The sequence below is a fragment of the Bacillus sp. JJ1127 genome (assembly GCF_036965845.1).
Lineage (GTDB): Bacteria > Bacillota > Bacilli > Bacillales > Bacillaceae_G > Bacillus_A.
Genome location: NZ_JBALQK010000156.1, coordinates 1 through 19,904 on the forward strand (window position 1 = coordinate 1; position 19,904 = coordinate 19,904).

The 19,904-nt window shown below is 38.6% G+C and carries 8 protein-coding genes and 2 pseudogenes; 9 read left to right on the top strand and 1 reads right to left on the bottom strand.

The features are described from left to right. From V7183_RS15895 to V7183_RS15925, 7 genes and pseudogenes are all read left to right on the top strand, one after another. Positions 1–3,739: amino acid adenylation domain-containing protein (locus tag V7183_RS15895; protein WP_335360137.1), on the top strand; the 3,739-nt coding region annotated here is incomplete at its 5' end. An 11-nt stretch (positions 3,740–3,750) separates the two neighbouring features. Further along, positions 3,751–11,979: an amino acid adenylation domain-containing protein gene (locus V7183_RS15900; protein ID WP_335360138.1), complete on the top strand. Its 8,229-nt coding sequence runs from the start codon at positions 3,751–3,753 to the stop codon at positions 11,977–11,979. A gap of 196 nt (positions 11,980–12,175) precedes the next feature. Then, the gene (locus V7183_RS15905) at positions 12,176–13,918 is read left to right on the top strand and encodes an ABC transporter ATP-binding protein (RefSeq protein ID WP_098221768.1); all 1,743 of its coding nucleotides are present in this window, start codon (positions 12,176–12,178) and stop codon (positions 13,916–13,918) included. Positions 13,919–13,950: 32 nt separating this feature from the next. After that, positions 13,951–15,012: a saccharopine dehydrogenase NADP-binding domain-containing protein gene (locus V7183_RS15910; RefSeq protein WP_000434926.1), complete on the top strand. Its 1,062-nt coding sequence runs from the start codon at positions 13,951–13,953 to the stop codon at positions 15,010–15,012. An 85-nt stretch (positions 15,013–15,097) separates the two neighbouring features. Further along, complete coding sequence (locus V7183_RS15915) at positions 15,098–16,168, top strand: DUF3810 domain-containing protein (RefSeq protein ID WP_088031007.1); 1,071 nt, start codon at positions 15,098–15,100, stop codon at positions 16,166–16,168. 50 nt (positions 16,169–16,218) lie between these two features. Next, a complete protein-coding gene (locus tag V7183_RS15920) occupies positions 16,219–16,992 on the top strand; it encodes a thioesterase II family protein (RefSeq protein ID WP_042635520.1) in 774 nt (257 codons plus the stop codon). Positions 16,993–17,148: 156 nt separating this feature from the next. Further along, positions 17,149–17,732 (top strand): annotated as a pseudogene (locus V7183_RS15925) (IS256 family transposase); the annotation flags it as partial. 136 nt (positions 17,733–17,868) lie between these two features. Here the strand turns inward: V7183_RS15925 and V7183_RS15930 are convergent. Then, positions 17,869–18,991 (bottom strand): annotated as a pseudogene (locus V7183_RS15930) (IS3 family transposase). Positions 18,992–19,334: 343 nt separating this feature from the next. Here V7183_RS15930 and V7183_RS15935 point away from each other — a divergent pair. Both V7183_RS15935 and V7183_RS15940 read left to right on the top strand, forming a co-directional pair. Next, the gene (locus V7183_RS15935; RefSeq protein ID WP_098221762.1) at positions 19,335–19,583 is read left to right on the top strand and encodes an acyl carrier protein; all 249 of its coding nucleotides are present in this window, start codon (positions 19,335–19,337) and stop codon (positions 19,581–19,583) included. After that, positions 19,576–19,904 (top strand): 4'-phosphopantetheinyl transferase family protein (locus V7183_RS15940; protein WP_438825177.1); only part of this gene is annotated, 329 nt, incomplete at its 3' end. The genes V7183_RS15935 and V7183_RS15940, both read left to right, overlap by 8 nt.

The window sequence follows — 19,904 nt, forward strand, 5'->3', positions numbered from 1 at the left end:
TTTCTTTGATTTGGGTGGATACTCGCTTAATGTAATCCGGCTGTGTAATGAATTAGAGAAGAGCACAGGGGTAAGGTTACCACTTAGAGAAATTTTTGATTTAGTTACACCAAAAAATATTGCAGAACAAATAAAAAACTCAAAGGAGAATACGTTTGAAGAAATACCAGAAATAGCAGAAGCAGAAAGCTATTCTATAAGTTCAGCTCAAAAGAGACTTTATCTTTTGGACCAACTAACAGGCCCTGGTATAACTTATAATATTCCTTTAGTAATCAAGCTTAAAGTTAAACCAGACAATGAGCGACTTCAGAGGGCATTGGATCAATTAGTAGAGCATGAGGAAATTTTAAGGACAAGTTTCCATATCGTGAATGGTGAACCAATTCAAAAAATTTCTTCAGATGCAAGAATTGTGCTGGAGCACAGTGAAGTAAAGACAGCAGATTCACAGTATATCCAAGATGAATATAATACTTTCGTCCAACCATTTGACCTGTCAAAATCACCACTAATGCGTGCAAAAATACTGAATACTCCAAGTGATTCATATTTATTCCTGGATATTCACCATATTTTATGTGATGCAGGAAGCATGCCAGTTATGCTTTACAAAATACAAGAGTTATATGAAGGAAGAGAATTGTTAACACCACGAGTACAGTATAAAGACTTTTCTGCTTGGCAAAATGCTAGAGATATCACAGAACAGGCAGCGTACTGGAAGAAAGAATTCTCCGGTGATATACCAGTCCTGGATTTAATCATGGATTATCCACGCCCTCATAAACAAAGCTTTAGAGGTGCTAATTTCCGAACACAGGTAGAAGAAAAAACGAGTATTAAAGTAAAAGAGTTAGCGAAGAAGTATGGTGCAACGGAGTTTATGGTGTTGTTATCCACCTTTTTCTCTATGTTAGGAAAATACAGTCGACAGGAAGAAATTATAGTAGGAACGCCAATATCGGGCCGAAACCATACGGATACCCAAAATATGTTGGGCATGTTTGTAAACACTCTGGCAATCAAAGGGAATGTGTGCGCTGATGATACATTTGAGGATGTATTATTACGTACAAAAGAGAAATGTTTACAGGCATACGATAACAAGGATTATCAGTTCGAGGATTTAGTTGAAGCAGTGGGAGTAAAGAGAGATTTCTCAAGAAACCCAGTATTTGATGTGATGTTTGTATTGCAGGACGATGAGAGAGAGAGTTATTCGGATCGTATTCATATTGGAACAAGGGAATCCGTTGAAGGTAGTATTTCTAAATTTGATCTTACCTTAACCATGATAAGTGATTCAGAAGGCTATAAGATTGATTTTGAATATTCTACAGACTTATTCAAACCAGAAACGATCGAGTACATGGCAAAACACTTCTTAACATTAATTGAAGGAGTTTTAATGTCTCCGGAAAAGAAGCTGCAGGAGATTGCCATGGTAGATCTGTACGAAGAAGCAAAAATATTGGATGAGTTCAATATGACGGATGCAGAATTCCCTCAAAATATGACGATTGTGCAGTTACTTGAAGAGCAGGCCGCCAGAATACCTAATAGTATAGCCATCACATTTAATGGACAACAGATGACCTATGCACAATTAAATGAACGGGCGAATGCTCTGGCAAGAAAGCTTCGAGAGGACTATAACATTCAACCCAATGACTTTGTGGTGATCTCAACAGAGAAGTGTTTGGAGATGGTGGTGGGTATATACGCTATTTTAAAGGCTGGAGCAGCTTACGTACCGGTTGATCCATCTTATCCAGAGGAAAGAATTAATTATATCATTAATGACTGTAAACCAAAGGTCGTATTATGCAGTACAAAAGAACCTGAAGTTGACATTCCTGTCATGCATCTTCATGATGAGGCAAATTATCAAATGGAATGCAGTAACCTTGTTCATGTAAATCACTCAAGTGATTTGATGTATGTTATTTATACCTCAGGTACGACGGGCCGGCCAAAAGGTGTTATGGTTCAGCATGTAAATGTAGTGCGATTACTCAAGAATGACAAGTTTAAGCTTGATTTATATGAAAATGATATTTGGGTTCAATTCCATTCTTATTGTTTTGATGTTTCGGTTTGGGAAATATTCGGAAGTCTATTGAATGGAGCAAAGCTTGTAATACCTTCTGAGGATACAGTAAAAGATGGATATGCCTTCGGAGAGCTGCTCCAAAAAGAAGCGGTAACCATCTTATGCCAGGTACCTTCACCATTCTATGCGTTGATCGATGCAACGACAGGACAAACCATAAATAGTTTACGATATGTTATTTTTGCAGGGGAGGCACTTTATCCAGCACATTTGAAGAAATGGCATGAGAACAATAGACATTGTCGTCTGGTTAATATGTACGGGCCAACAGAAACCACGGTATACGCTACTTATCGCGATATTGATGCTGAAGCCATCGAGAGAGGAATTAGCGATATAGGAATGCCACTTCCAACATTAAAGATTTATATATTAAATGGAAATGAACTTTGTGGAATTGGAGTTCCGGGTGAGGTATGTATAACAGGTGAGGGTGTATCTCAAGGATATTTAAATCGACAAGACCTGACAGACGAGAAGTTTGTACACAACCCATTTGGATCCGGAAAGATGTATCGGACAGGTGATTTGGCACGTTGGTTACCTAACGGAAACATTGAATATATTGGACGGATGGATGACCAAGCAAAAATCAGAGGATATCGTATTGAACCACGAGAAGTAGAAAGCCGTTTATTGGAGCTTGAAGGCATAAATGAAGCTGTAGTCATAGTGCGAGAAGACAAAAGGAATGAGAAATTCCTGTGTGCCTATGTAATAACTGAGACAGAAATAGAAGAAAAGGACGTTAAGATCAAGTTAAGTAAAGTATTACCAGATTACATGGTGCCTGCACATATTATTTCGGTTGATGCGATTCCACTTACAAGTAATGGGAAACTTGACAAAGCCTCATTACCACAGCCGCAGTATAAGTCAAAGGAATATATTGCACCACGAAATGAATATGAAACTCTGATCGTGCAGGCATTTGAGAACATTCTAGATATTGAAAAAGTCAGTGTAACTGATAGCTTCTTTGATCTAGGGGGATCGTCACTGAAAGCAGTGCTCTTGTGCAATGAATTGGAGAAGGCCATAGGAGTAAGATTGTCAATTAGAGATGTTTTTACTTTTGGTACGCCCGAGCAGATAGCGGGAAATATCGAGTCGATTGAGAGCGAGATGTTTGTGGCAATAGAACAAGCTTCAGCAGCTGAATACTACCCTACAAGTTCAGCTCAGAAACGACTCTATCTTCTGGACGAGATGACCGGACCTAATATTAACTACAACGTATCGGACGTTTATGCTTATGAAGAACCGCTAGATAAAGAAAGATTACAGAAGGCTTTGGATAAGCTGTTAAAGCAAGAAGAAATCTTGCGAACTAGTTTCCATGTTGTGGACGGTGAGCCTATTCAAACGATTTCTCCAGACGCAAGGGTTTTAATAGACTACAGCGAAGTGGACGAAATAGATATACAAACAGAATACGATAAATTTATACAACCGTTTGTTTTATCCGAAGCACCGTTGATGCGTGTGAAATTAATGAAGACAACAACGGCCTCCTATCTATTTGTTGATATTCATCACATTATATGTGATGGAGAAAGCCTGCCAGTTATACTGCAACAAGTGAACGAATTTTATGAAAATGATGGAACTGATTATGAATAAGAGGAGAACTTATGAATAAAAATTCTAACCGTGTTCAGTATAAAGATTTCAGTGTATGGCAGAATTTTTATGACATCTCAAAACAGGAAGAGTATTGGAAGAGGGAATTCGCTGGTGAAATTGCTAGGGTGGATTTGAAGACGGATTTCCTCCGTCCTCAAATCCAGTCTTTCAGGGGAGACAATGTTGTAGCAAAGGTAAAGGAGCCATTAAGCTCAGGGGTTAAAAATCTAGCCCTAAAGCATGGTGCTACTGAATTTATGGTTACCCTATCTGTGTTCATTTTATTATTAGCCAAATATAGTCGCCAAAAGGATATTATTGTAGGAACTACCGTGTCAGGCCGAGTTCATGCAGATACTAAGGGTATGTTGGGGATGTTTGTCAATACTCTGGTGATCAAGGGAGAAGTTAGTCCGGATGAGACCTTTGAGCATTTGATATTAGCTGTGAAGGAGAAGTGTCTGCAGGCTTATGATAACCAAGAATACCAATTTGAAGATTTAGTTGAAGCCGTAGAGAAGAAAAGAGATCTCTCAAGAAATCCAATTTTTGATTTTATGTTCGGATTAAAAGAAAAGAAAAAACCGACGGAAATGCAAGGCCTATTGGGCGGAAAAAGTGCATTCATTAAAAGAAATGTCTCAAAGTTTGACTTATCCGTTCTGGTTGAATGTATGCCAGAAGGGTATGAGATAGATTTTGAGTATTGCACAGATTTATTCAAACAAGAAACGATTGAATATATGGCAAGGCATTATGTAACGCTGCTTGAGGAAGCCATAACACATCCAGGCAAAAAGCTTAAAGATCTGCATATGCTTGATCTCAGAGAACAAGAGAAGATCTTGGTTGATTTCAATGCAACGAATGTAGAATACTCTCGAGAACAAACAGCTGTCAGCTTATTTGAGAATCAGGTAGAGAAAACAGCAGGAAATATTGCACTTAAATTTGATGATAATAAGATGACATATGCCGAGCTGAATGAAAGAGCAAATCAGTTGGCGCGAACTCTTCGGGATTTAGGAGTGGCTCCAAACGATCTAGTGGCTCTAGTGACAGAACGCAGCATGGAAATGATTGTAGGGATATTAGCCATCATCAAGGCAGGGGGAGCTTATGTACCCATCAATCCTGAATATCCAGATAATAGAATTCACTATATGCTGGAGGACAGTAGTCCAAAGATTGTATTGACGTATAAGAATAAGCTGCCAGGGAAGGTAGAGATACCAGTATTAGATTTAGAAGATGAGAATAATTATGCTAATGAAACGGACAATCTTTTGCACGTTAACAGGTCTAATGATTTAGTGTATTGTATCTACACCTCGGGTACAACTGGAAATCCTAAAGGAGTTTTAATTGAACATCGAAATGTGGTCAATATGTGGGTCACATATCAGGAGACATTTGCACTAAGCGACAAGGATACGGTGCTGCAATTTGCAAATATATCTTTTGACCAAGCGGTGGGAGATATCTTCCCTGCACTATGCAATGGTGCGGCATTATGCATTGTACCAAAACATTTAACCTATGATATGGAGCAACTACAAAAATATATCGATCGAAATAATGTTACAACAGCTTCATTGACACCTAAGTTAATAGACGGGTTGTGTGTTGACGCATTACCGACGCTTCGTTTGCTGGAGTCAGGTGGAGAGGCAGGTAGTCTAGAAAGCTTAAAAAAATGGGCGGAAAGAGTAGAAGTGCTTAACACATATGGGCCTACGGAGTCTACTGTAAATGCAACTAGTTTTAGAGTGAATACAGACTCTACTTCAATTTCCATTGGACGTCCGATTGCAAATACAAAGGTATATCTTCTAAATGAAATGGAGCTATGCGGGATTGGAATACCTGGTGAGTTGTGTATTGCAGGAGATGGTTTAGCAAGAGGTTATTTAAATCAGCCAGAATTGACAGATAAGAAGTTTATTAAGAATCCCTTCGGTGAAGGAAAACTGTACCGTACAGGAGATTTAGCACGTTGGCAGCCAGATGGAAATATAGAGTATTTAGGTCGAATAGATGAACAAGTGAAAGTCCGTGGTTACAGGATAGAGTTAGGTGAAATTGAAAGTGTATTAAGAAAGCAGAGTAATATTGCAGATGCTGTCGTTATTGTAAAAGAAGTTGGAAATGATGATATTCTCTGTGCATATCTCATTGCAGAAAAGGGGCAGGAACTAAGTATACCCCAAATTAAAGAAGCGGTAAGAGAAGAAGTAACAGAGTATATGATTCCTGCCTTTATGATCCAGATCGATGAATTTCCACTAACCATAAATGGGAAGCTGGATAAAACTAGGCTGCCAGAGCCAGATATGTTAGAAAGTTTGAACTACGTACCACCAAGTAATAAGACGGAGCAGGCAATCGTAGATGTATTTGGGGAAATTCTAGGAATATCTCCAGTCGGCATAGAGGATAGTTTCTTTGAACTGGGAGGACATTCGTTAAAAGCGACGGCAGCCATTAATGCCATCGAGAAGAAGACAGGGATTCGTTTGCCAGTCAAAGATATATTTAGTTCACCAACTCCTGTCATGTTGTCGAGAAAGATTGAGGCCGCGGGAGAAGGCGAATATAGTCCAATACCACAAGCAGAACAGAGAGAAGCTTATCCAGCATCCTCTACACAGAAACGATTGTTTATTCTGGATCAGATGGAAGGCAACAGTACTGCATATAACATGGCGTCAGCGCTAGAAGTAACGGGTAACCTTGATTTAGAAAAAATACAACAAGCCATAGATCGTCTGATTAAGCGTCATGAGTCGCTGCGAACAAGTTTTGTAATGACCGAAGAAGGAGCATATCAAGTCATTGCAGACGAGGTATTCTACCAAGTGGAATATGAAGAGACCGACAGCCACAGTGACGCTGACATGGAACAATTTGTACGCCCGTTTGACATCGGAACAGCACCGCTCATGCGTTTTAAAGTAGTCAAAGAAAGAAATCAGAACAACTATATTTTACTATTTGATATGCACCATATTATTTCCGATCATCAGACGCTAAATATATTAATCGAAGATTTCTCACGATTGTATAACGGTGAAGAATTACAACCACTTGAAATCCAATACAAGGATTATAGTGAATGGATGCGTGGCAGAAACCTGGAGAGTCAGAGAAACTATTGGAAAGAAGTATTCAAAGAAGAGGCACCGGTTTTGGATTTGGTGACGGACTATCCACGTCCCAAAATCCAAAGCTACAAAGGAGCCCAAGTGTCTGTTCAGCTTAGCCAAGAGCAGAAAGCTGGCATTCAAAATATAAATAAACAACAGGGAACGACAGATTACATGACCTTACTGGCTGTATTTATGATAGAACTGCATAAATACAGCAGGCAACAAGATATCGTGGTAGGAACACCCATCTCAGGCCGAGTGCATCAGGACACCGAGACAATAGCCGGCATGTTTGTCAATACGCTGGCAATGAGAGGGTATCCAAGGGCTGAAAAAACGTTCTTAGAATTTTTAAGCGAGATCAAAGAGTTGGCATTGAATGCATATGAGAATCAAGAATACCCGTTTGAAGAATTGGTAGAGGAAGTAGAAGTACGCCGTGATCTGTCACGCAATCCGCTGTTTGACGTGATGTTTACCATGCAGAATAACGAGGAAATCCATCTTGCGATGGGCGAAGCACAGGTAGAGATGCTGGGCATTCCTTTCATTGATGCCAAATTTGATTTGGATTTACAAGCTACAGCGTATGAAGAGGGGTACGCTTTAGATCTGGTATATTGCAGTGATTTATTTACCGAGACTTCAGCACAGGTCATACTGGAGCATTTTAAGGTGTTGCTGGACAGGGTGATTGCTAACCCTGAAATGAAATTGTCTGAACTCCACATGGTCAGTGAGGTAGAGCAACAAAGAATACTAACGGTTTTCAATAATACCCATACGGAGTATGCACAGCATCATACGGCAGTGGAACGATTCGAGAAACATGCGGAACAGACACCCGAGAAGACGGTAATCGAATACGAAACGGGAGTACTTCGTTATGGAGAAGTCAACCGCAAGGCCAATGCATTGGCATGGGAACTGATTTCGTTAGGTGTTCAGCCCAATGATCGAGTGGCCATCATGACTACCCTGGAAGCGGAAACGATCATTGGCATTTTGGGCGTGCTAAAGAGTGGAGCCGCCTATGTCCCGATTGATCCAGCAACACCAAAGGAACGAATAGAGCATATCTTAAACGATGCAGCACCCAAGGTCATTTTAACAAGAGAGAAGACTATGGAAACGGAAGTCCCATTCATCTCGATGAATCTTGAAGATCTGGGTGAGAAGGAGACAAATCCAGCGTGTGCTGTTGAAAAAAGTGACATAGCCTATGTGATTTACACATCAGGAACGACAGGAAAGCCCAAAGGTGTGGCGGTGACACGAGGCAATCTGGATCATTACTTGTCGTATGCAGATCAAGAATACCAGAAGGAAGCTTGTACGACGGTATTAATTACAAGCTTAAGTTTCGACCTTTCCGTAACGTCCTTGTTCTTACCGCTGATTAGTGGTGGATCTCTTCTATTAAAGGGAGGAGACGCGGAGGAAAGGCTGCGTGCAGCATTCAAAGATAACAGGGTAACCTTCCTTAAACTTACCCCTTCCCATCTAAAAATGCTGGAAACCTATGCAGACGGCGTAGATGTCCCAAATTTAGAAGCGCTAATTGTCGGTGGAGAGGAGTTCACCACAGATACGGCGTGGAAAACGCAGAAGCTATTAGGAGACAGGGTCAAGATTCATAACGAATATGGCCCTACAGAGACTACCGTAGGATGCTGTGACTATGTCTATTCCAGCGAAAAAGATAAGGGTTTAAGTGTAGGAATCGGACATCCCATTGCCAATATGCAGCTCTATATACTGAATGAGATGGAGTTATGTGGTGTAGGCGTTCCTGGTGAGCTATGCATCGCAGGAGACGGAGTAGCCAAAGGCTATCTAAACCAGCCTGAATTAACAGCGGAGAAGTTTATCGACAATCCATATGGCGAAGGGAAGTTATACCGCTCTGGAGATTTGGCGAGATGGCTGCCTAACGGAGAGATGGAATACCTGGGAAGAATAGATGAACAGGTTAAAATCCGAGGATATCGGATCGAGTTGTACGAGATCGAGAGCGTTCTAAGGAATCAGCCGGGTATATCTGATGTAGCCGTTGTTGCATTGGAAGTAGGCGGTGACAAGAGTATATGTGCCTACCTGATCCCGACAAATCAAGAGCAGCAACTGGATATGTCTGAAATCAAAAATGATTTGAGAGACAAACTGCCTGAGTATATGTTACCTGGCTTTATGATGCAGATTGATGCCTTGCCACTGACTCCAAATGGGAAGCTGGATGCAAAAGCACTGCCAGAACCAAATGCATTAGCAGGACAGGAATATATGCCACCAAGAACTAAAACAGAGAAAGTCATTACGGACATATTTGAAGAAATCTTAGGAATATCTCCAGTCGGCATAGAGGATAGTTTCTTTGAACTTGGCGGAGATTCTATTAAAGCGATTAAGGCCGTTTCGAAGTTACGGGAAAAAGGTTATAAGCTTTCTTTCGCCGCATTAATGTATCAGCAGACCCCAAGAAAGATTGGGGAAAATATTCAAATGGGAGAAGTAAATCAAGTATACGAACAGGGAGAAATCAATGGGGAAAGTCCATTAACCCCTATACAACTAGAATTTTTCAATAAGAATCACGTCGTACCTAATCATTATAATCAGGCCTTAATGTTAAGAAGTGATGAGCCATTTGACATACCTAGTTTAAAGACAGCAATTACTGAAATCATTAAACATCATGACGCTTTAAGAAATGTATATGACGGACAACGTCAAATCACGCTGTCTACAGAGGAAAGCAAGCTATATGATTGGTATGAAAAAGATTATACAAAAGTGCAAGATGTATCGAAAGAGATAGAGTATGCCAGCGATAAATTACAGGCAAGCATAGACCTAGCCACCGGGCCTTTAGTAAAAGTAGGGCTGTTCCATTCAGACAGTGGAGATCATTTACTAATTTGTGTACATCATCTGGTCATAGACGGTGTATCATGGAGAATTCTGCTGGAGGATTTATTTAGTGGATATCGACAAATACAAGAGACAGGTAAAATCACGCTGCCAATGAAAACGGCTTCGTACAAGGAATGGGCGAATGCTTTAACACAATATGCTAAGAGTGAAGTGCTTTCAGATGAAATAGCATACTGGAAAAATATATCGGATAAATCAAATAGTACTGAGACATTCAAGAGTACACAAACAGCAAGTGGTCAATATAAAAATAAAGTAGTGAAAGTGGACTCTGAAACGACGAAAAAGCTGTTGCTCGAAGCTGGAAAGACATATAAAACAGAAATAAACGACTTGTTACTGGCATCGCTGACCATTGCAGTAAAAGAATGGAGAAACTCTAAGTACCTAACCATAGAAATGGAGGGTCACGGGAGAGAGACAATAGATAGAGAGATCGCCATCAATCGTACAGTTGGTTGGTTTACAAGTGTATATCCTATTATTTTGGAGACAAAAGATACTGTTGAAGAAAGCATTTTGGAGACAAAACAAACATTGAAACAGGTCCCTAATCATGGAATTGGATATGGAGTTTTGAGATATCTTGGTGAGCATAGCGGACTTGAGATGAGCGCAGCAATAACATTCAATTATCTTGGAGAATTGGATAACGAGATAGACAGAATTGAAGGAATATCCATGTCGGGAATGCCATTAGGAAGAAGTATGTCAGAAAAAAATTCATCAGGAATGGGATTGTCTCTAAATGGGGCTGTTTTAAATGGGCAACTTGAATTTGACATCATATATGATACTGGATTGTATACTGACGAGGATGCTCAAACATTGGTATTGGCATATGAAAGAGCAATTAAGGATGTTGTCGAAACGTGTTTAACCAGAAAAGGAACAGTAAAAATGCCATTAGATGAAACATTAATTGGTGATAACCGTGATGGCGATCTAAAGTGCATGATACAAAAACAGTTGAATTATTATGGAGATAACTATATTAAAACACGTTCTACTTTAGAATGTCCTGTATTGACAGGACATGAGGAATTCTTGCGACCGGATACAGAAATTATTACTGAAATCATAACAATAGAAGGAACGGCAGAGAACGCTTCTTTATCACTCAGAGGAATAATTTCCAGGCATGGGGCATTAAGAACGAAATTAAATCAAAAAATGACCTATTTAGAAGAATACGATTATTCAGATGAGTGGGAAATTCCAGTAGTGAAAGGAACCTTAGAATTATCTGCAGAACAATTTAAAGAAATTGTGAATGAAATGAGTTTTCTAACTGATGATAAGCTGTTATCTAGATTTTTAATCGTAGAAATAGATGCAGATCATTGCTTAGTACTTAGTGCAATTCATCATTTAATATGGGATGGAGTCTCACAAGATTTGTTTAAGGTTATGCTTCATGAAACTTTGAACAACAGACTTACCACTCCCTATAACTATTCTTTCATAGAATATTGCAAAATGATTAAAAAGAAAGTTGACGAACTGGAAATTCCTGATGCTCAAGAGTCTAACATGGAAGAGTATATTGAAGCTGCTAAACAATCAGCTGATTTGGTCTCTCGACGAGACACTAAGAGGTTTACAGAAATTCATGTAAAACTAAATGAGTTACAATATCAGAAATTTAGCGAACAACCCATTAATACAGCAGTAGAATTTATATCAAGGCTTATGTATAGTGACTTACCTGAAGAATTAAATAACATCCCTGTTTCTGTTTTGACACATAACAGAGATGAATTCAATAAGGAAATGTTGGGGCTAACTTTAAATTTAGATTATTCAATTTATGATAGGAAAAGTAAAACGCAAAAACAGCTTTTATCAACATCAGAAAAATCGAGTATTAATCAATCTGCAATTACAGAAAAGTTGTTTCTTATAGCACAAAAGTACGGTTTTAATGAAATGTCCCATCGCATTCCAATCATTAATTATCAGGGAGTCCTTGATAAGTTTGCAAGTAGAGATGACATATCACTTGAGAAGATGTTTTTACAAACACAGATTATAGAGTCTGAAGATTTTGGAGTTAGCATGCACTTTTACATTCAAAATAGTACTCTAATTGCTCGCATTACAGGCATTACAATTGAAGAAGAGCTTCTTAATGATGTCATGAAGAATATTTAATGTTGTATCTTACCCGTAAAACCACCCGCTATGCGGGTGGAGGGGTCATAAAAAGACATATGATGCCAGATCATGTGCATATGCTCGCGGTCCCACCCAACATATCTGAAATATGCACATGATCTAGCAATAAACAATTGGAGTGTAAATTAGACATGCTCTAATTGAAATTAGAAACAAGAAGAGGGCTTATAGTATGAATGAAAAAATTTCAAAAAGCATATACAAAAAGAATATAGGCTTATTTATTTTGTCCTGCTTACTTGGTATCATGACATCTATTCTGTTTATTGCATTGGCAATTATACTACAAAAGTTTATTGATTATTCTATTAATAAAGATATTGACAATATCATTAAGGTGACTACTGTTTCCGTTATTTTATTGCCTTTAGGTGCAGTGGGAATGTATGTGGGGTATGCTGTTAAAAATTTATATACAAAAAGGGCAACGTTAAACCTGAAAAATACCCTTGTTGAAAATATTTTGCGGTTAGATATGAGAAGTTTCAACAAGGAGAGTAATGGAACCTACATATCACGATTGTCAAATGATATAACGATAATTCAAAACGATTATATAAAAGGGACCGTGGAAATATTTGTTCAGCTAGCTATGCTTGTAGGTGGAGTGCTTGCGATGTTTATCATTAATTCATTCCTTGCATTGAGTATATTACTCACTTGTATCATTCCACTTGCAGTTTCGAGTATATTTAATAATCGTATGCAAAAAGCACAAGGTGAAGTGGCTGAGCAAAATAAAAATTATGTATCTTTCATTAAAGATATATTGTCTGGAAATCAGGTTGTTAAGAGCTTTAACATCGAAAAGGAGATTTTTGAAAGGGCAAAGGCAAAGGCGAACAAGCAGGAAAAAGCAAAAATGGTATACGAAAATCTGTTGTCACTCATTATGTCACTTACTGATATTTCAACTTTTCTTGTTGCTGTAGTCATATTTATTGTGGGTACTCAGCAGCTAATGAAAGGAGAAATTACAGTAGGAGAGATTATGGCTTTTATTCAATTGTTAAATTGCGTAACAGTTCCCATTAATAGACTCATAACCGGTTTTACCAAAAGGCAGGCCAGTCGGGCTTTATTAATGAATTTCAATAAAATTGGAGAGGCAAAAACGGATCAAACTCAAAGAATTGATATCCCTAAATTCAGTAATAAAATTTCTCTAAATGGGCTTTCGTTAAGCGTAGATGGGAAAAAAATTTTAGATGATATTAATTTTGAATTTGAATATGGAAAGTCTTATGCCATTGTAGGAACAAGTGGGAGTGGAAAGACAACCTTATTAAAGATGTTGACTGGGTTTTATGATGGGTATGAAGGAAATATCAGGTATGACGGGGTTGATCTTGAGAAAATAAGTGATCAGTCCATTTTCCAAAATGTTAGTTTTATTCATCAGGACTGTTTTATCTTTGATGATACGATTGAACAAAATATTAAATTGTTTCGTGAATGTGACACAGATGAGTTTGAGCAAGTAATAAAGAAGAGTATGTTACAGAAATTGATTCATGACAGAGGCGGCTTTGATGTATTATGTGGAGAAAATGGAATCCATTTTTCAGGTGGGGAAAAACAGAGAATTTCTATAGCAAGAGCACTCCTGAGAAAATCACCTATATTACTTATGGACGAGGCGACTTCAGCGTTGGACAATCAAACAGCTAGTGACCTTGAGTGTATGTTAAGTGAAATGCAGGGCATTACGAGAATTTCCATTACTCATAGGCTGGATGAATCAATTCTTAGTGGATATGATGAAATTGTCTTATTGAATAATGGGAAAATTGAAGAACACGGCACGTATCATAAATTAATGGAAGCCAAACAAAGATTTTATGCATTGAGTATGTTGAGTAGACATAATAATGATCTTTTAATAGAGAAAGGTATAACTAGTCTTGTATTTTAAATCTTGTATAAGATGAAAGGGGTGTCGTACGGATGGAGCAAATCGCAGTTGTTGGGTGTGGCGGAATGATCGGTGAAGTCATCTGTAAGAACTTATGTAAAGACTTTATTGTTAAGGGCGGACAGCGGCGTGAACCTACAGCATTAATGAACCTTAATAATTTTAACTACCAATTCCTGGATGTTTCTGACTGGGAGAACTTGATTGCGTTCTGTACTGATTGTACGGTTGTCATTAATTGTGCAGGGCCTGAATTTATAATTAAAGATAGAGTTGCTCAGGCAGCTATGGAAGTAGGAGCAAAATATGTCGATGCTTCCAATGCTTTATTATTGAGTCAGGAGCAAATAGAGCTTAAAGCTAACGGTGTAAATTACATAGGAGCTGGTTTTTGTCCTGGAATTACAGGTCTGCTATTAAAACGAGTAATAAATCATTTATTAGACGAAACGAAGTATGTGAATTGTTATATTGGTGGTGCGGAACATTATACGAAAACTTCTATCTCAGATATATTAATGAGTGGCCATAGTGTAATTGGAAAAACAGATTCTTATTGGAGTGATCATTGTGTTAAAACGGAAAATATAAATATGATGAAGAAAGAATTTGTACCTGAAGTGGATGTCCCTGTCTATAAGAAACCGTATTTAAGTCAAGAGATCATTGATATTCTGGAAGTTAGTTCGGTACAAGAACTCCACTGGTACAATATAGCAGCAAATGATAATATTTTTCGTTTAGCAATGCAATTTTATCAAATGCAACTTGAGTCTTCGGTTGAAGAAGCCCTGAAAAAACTAGACATTAGTTTAGAGGAGCAACCTAAAGAGGAATGGATAGCTTTAGTCATTGATGCTACAGGAGTGAAAAATGGAAAGGATGTTAGGTGCAGATTGAATTTACAAATGGAAACGAGTTCAGAGTTAACGGGTACAGTGGCTGCTGAAATCGCCCGACAAGTTATTTCAAGTAATAGACCTAATGGTACCTACTGGGCTTATGAAGTACTTCCTATAGATTTTATGAATCAATATGTTTTTTCTAATAAGCATGATTTTTATGAGGAAAAGTATGTTGAAATAAAGAAATGATATGACTAGGTTACATGGCGTACAGCCGATATTTATTGGATAGGGGGAGTACATTATAAAAAAGCTTTTACTTAAGAGATTACCGTTGATCTCACTTGGAGTTATAGCTTACATACTGACAAAATACGCGCAGAACCATCAGGATTGGGCGGAAAAATACAGTAGGTCTGTATATCCGTTATTGTCAAAAATAGTAGGATTTGTACCTTCTTGGGTCAAGTTTTCTGTTAGTGAATGGCTCGTCGTGTTGGTTGTGTTACTTTTTCTATTTTATATCGTTTATTATGTGCGCAAGGTTATCATGAGTAAAGGTGTACGTAGGATGGTAGTTTATCGTGGTGCTCTAGGAATAGTTACGATCTGTAGCGTGATATATTTTTGTTATACTATTTTGGGTGGAATAAACTATCACAGATATTCTTTTTTGTCTTATACCGAATATAAAGAAGAGAACTACAGCAAGGAGGAACTGGTCAAATTGAGTAAGTCGCTTGCCGTTGAAATGGAATTGGCAAGGGAAAAGTTAGCGGACACTGATCTTTTGGCTCAAGTACCAGAGGTTTTTGATTATTATGCACAACACGCAGTGTTCTCGATGCAAATGTTATCAAAGGAATATCCTATTTTGGAGCATTCTTTATACTCAACACCAAAACCAGTTGTGATGTCAAAGCTAATGTCGCATGCAGGGATAAATGGTATCTTTGTCCCTTTTACTTATGAATCCAATATCAATGTTAATGTGCCCGTTTTCTTGGTGCCTGCTACTATGGCACATGAATTGGCACATCAGAGTGGTTTCATGCATGAGGATGAGGCAAATTTTATAGCATATCTGGCATGTAAGCAGCAGGATGATCCAATGATACTTTACAGTGGTTTTTTTCTAGCATTTGATTATTCTATATCTGAGCTAAAGAAAGTGGATCCAGATCAGGCGTCTGATATAATGTCCAGTCTGTCCAAGGCGGTGCAGCATGATATAGAACAAAATGAGCAGTACCGGGATAAGTATGAGGGTGTTATTTCAAGTATTTCAAGAAATGTAAATGATGTATATCTGAAGGCAAATAATCAGACAGACGGTTTGAATAGCTATAGTGATATGGTGAATTTGTTGCTGGCAGAGCAGCGAGAGATAGAGAAGTACAATTAAATGTATCTTGAATACTTATAGGTTTATATAGTAATGATAGTGGGCTCAAGTTGAACATAGGAGTGAGTGAAATAAATAAAATAAAAGTATTTCCTATTCCATATGCTGGAGCGTCGGTAAATGCATATTATGAATGGAAAAAACTACTGCCGGATAGATATGAATTGTGTATATGTGAATTGGCTGGAAGAGGAACTCGATTCACAGAGCCTTGTTACCAGTCTGTTGGTGAAGCAAGTGAAGATATCGCCAAAAGAATAAGTGAACAATTAGAATATGACGATGAATATGTTATATTTGGACACAGCATGGGAGCCTTATTGACTTATGAGATATATTATAAACTTAAGCAAATGGGAACTAAGGAACCAAGGCATCTGTTTTTTTCTGGGCGAGATGCTCCACATATTTTTGAAAAGAGAGAAGACATTGAAAATATGACTAATGAAACTTTCTTGACAAAGGTGGAACAATATGGGGGAATACCAGAGGAGTTTTATACAAAAGAGATTATGGATATGTTTCTTCCGATTTTGCGAGCAGATTTTATAATTTTGGACAATTATAAGTTTCAGCCCAAAGCAGAAAAAATAAGTTGTGGAGTAAGCGTTTTTTATGCGGATAGCGATTTTTCGACTCATATCAATGAAATGCATAAATGGAGTGAAGTTGTTGAAGGAAACGTGAAATTTCATAAGTTTAAAGGAGAACATTTTTTTTTGAATCGGTATCCTAATGATATTGTAAATACTATTGTTAAAGATACAGAGACTCAAAATATTTACCAGGCCACCCACCTGGATCGCCTGGAAATACGGGGGTAATCTCCCCCATTAATTCTATTTTGAATTAATTCAAATGAGAGAAACGTTAAAGTCTCAAGTAGTGGTGTAAAAAAGAACTGTGCCTTTTGACAAGGGAAGCCACGGTATGATTCTACTAAAGTGACGCGACTCAACTTTAGAAGGAGGATCAAAACCGTGGCTTCTATAGATAGAATCTCACTTTTGGAGCTGTTACGCAAGAGCGGAAATGAAGGCAATGTCGATTTTTTAAGAGAAGCAATGCAAGTGCTGGTGTAACCCCAGATGGAGGCGGAAGTAGTCCAAGACATTGGGGCAGAACGCTATGAGCGGAATACAGAACGTGTGAATCAGCGTAATGCATACCGCGAACGCCGGTGGGATACACGGGTGGGGACACTGGATTTGAAAATTCCTAAGCTTCGTAAAGGCAGTTACTTCCCATCCTTGTTGGAACCCCGTAAACGAGCAGAGAAGGCATTGTTGGCTGTGGTCCAGGAAGCGTATGAGCATGGCGTTAGCACACGCAAAGTGGATGATTTGGCCGAGGCACTGGGGATGAAAGGGATTAGCAAAAGCAAGGTCTCCCGGATCTGCAAGGAGCTAGATGAGACCGTATTGGCATTCAAAAATCGCCCTTTGGAGGGTGGTACCCGTATGTTTGGTTTGACGCTACGTTTCCCAAAGTACGGGAAGGTGGCAGAGTATACGGCATGGCATGGGTTGTAGCCATTGGCATTCGGGAAACGGGTGAGCGTGAAGAAGCCGTGAGTCTGCCATTCGCCTATTAGGAGCAATCCTGATGGAACAACAGATGAGTGGACGGTTTCACGCCGCTATTTCAGCCTGTAATCTGTGGCGAAGGTTACCGGGAAGGAATGGATTGTCAACATTAAATCAGACAGCTTTTTTAAGGGCTGCTTGGCGATACTGAACAGGCGTCATGTATCCCAGAGATCCATGAATTCGATGCTTGTTAAACCAGTTGACGTAGTCGTATAATTCCAACTGCAGGTGATCAAGGTTCTGGAACTCCATCTGATGGATAAACTCCGTTTTCATGACCTTGTACGTAGCCTCCGCCACAGCGTTGTCATAAGGACACCCCTTCGCGCTTAACGACCTACCGATCTCAAAGGTTTCCAGAAGCTCGTCCATCTTCTGGTTTTTAAACTCACTACCACGATCCGTATGAAACCACTTGATTTGGCTCAGGTCGCCTTCTACCGTAGCAAAGGCGCGTGAAACCAGAGCAGCGTCCTTATGTGGACCTGCACTATGGCCAATGATCTCTCGATTGAATAGATCAATGAGGACGCAAACGTAGTGCCAACGGTGCCCAACCTTCACATACGTCAGATCGCTAACGACGAAGCGCTTAGCTTCAGCCTGATCAAACTCACGATCTAACACATTCGCCGTTTCCGCCTCATTACAGGCCGTTTTGTGCGGCTTAAACTGGGCAATGGTGTGTAGGTGGAAACAAGGCCCTGCTCGCGCATGATTCGGCCAATACGTCGTCTGGACACGATGAATCCTTGTTCCTGGAGCTTGGTTTTGATCTTTCGTGTACCGTTGGCCTTTCGATTCTTATGGAAGATATCCACAATCATATTTGTTAACACATCTTCATTCGGTCTTTCTTTGGCTTCATAATAGTACGTACTTCTTGCGATTTGCAGGACGTTACACAATGCTGATACCGAGTATTTATCAAGGTTATTCCGAACGATAGCTACTTTCGTCCCATGATCAGCGCTGCTTGCTTTAGGATATCTACCTCCATCTTCAGACGCTGGTTCTCTTTTCGTAACGCGATCAGCTCGTTTTCTTCTGCTGAACGATTATCCTTTTCCTTAAAAGAACCCGTTGTCTGAGCTTGGTTGATCCAGCGGTCCAAAGCAGACGCTGTGAGGCCGTATTCCTCCACAATAGCTGCTCTGGATTTCCCGTTTTCATAGAGTTGCACCATTTGCTTTTTAAATTCGGCAGTGAAGGTTCGCCGTTGTTGTTTTGGCATTGTAGAGATCCGCTCCTTAGTATGATAGGTTTATTCTACATGCCCTTATTTTTTCTGTCCAACTAAGTGTAGCCGATCCAATGTACAACTGGGGATCTACATGCATCTATTCCCTTAAAGTAGCAATCGATTAAGGTAATTGATCTGCATTGGCATTTATAAAACAGGCTCTTGCTTTTTTTTTCAATTATTTCTATCAGGAGATCTCTTTCTTTCTTTCTTTCTTAGACTTACGGCAGTATATCAACTTAATTCGAAACAAAAAAAGAAAAATAATAGTGAAATTCATGGCCGGAAGTGCTTACAATTGACTTTTAGTATAAGTATAACGGAGGATATAGTAATGGAAGAACAATTATTAAGACAAATTGAAAGTATTGTTAAAAACAAAAAAAATACATTTGAAAGTGAAGTAACAGATATTTTAGAATCTATTACTTTTATTAAAATTATTGTAGCGATCGAAAAAACATATGGTTTTGAATTTGATGATGATATGTTGCTATTATCGGAATTCCCTACTATTGGGTCATTAATAAATTATGTAGTCTCTAAAGTTGAGAGTTTAAACGTACAGATTAAAAATGTGTAAATTATATTTTGCTAGTGTAACAGATAGAATAGATAATCCAAAGTTTGAATTAATGCAAACGTTTGTGTCTAATGAAAAACAAGAAAAAATTAAACGTTATAGGTTTGATATAGATAAAAAATTAAGTCTATATGCCGAATTGCTTACAAGAACTATAATATGCCGTAATATGGATATTGAGAACAAAGATATTGTTTTTGATATAACTTACTATGGTAAACCTATGTTAAGAAGTGTTTCTAAATTTGAATTTAATATATCTCATACGAGAAATGCTATTGCTGTAGCTATTTCAGACTATCCAATAGTAGTATATATAGA

Coding starts and splice junctions, on each gene's coding strand:
- V7183_RS15900 (WP_335360138.1), top strand. CDS start 3,751: ATGAATAAAAATTCTAACCGTGTTCAGTATAAAGATTTCAGTGTATGG.
- V7183_RS15905 (WP_098221768.1), top strand. CDS start 12,176: ATGAATGAAAAAATTTCAAAAAGCATATACAAAAAGAATATAGGCTTA.
- V7183_RS15910 (WP_000434926.1), top strand. CDS start 13,951: ATGGAGCAAATCGCAGTTGTTGGGTGTGGCGGAATGATCGGTGAAGTC.
- V7183_RS15935 (WP_098221762.1), top strand. CDS start 19,335: ATGGAAGAACAATTATTAAGACAAATTGAAAGTATTGTTAAAAACAAA.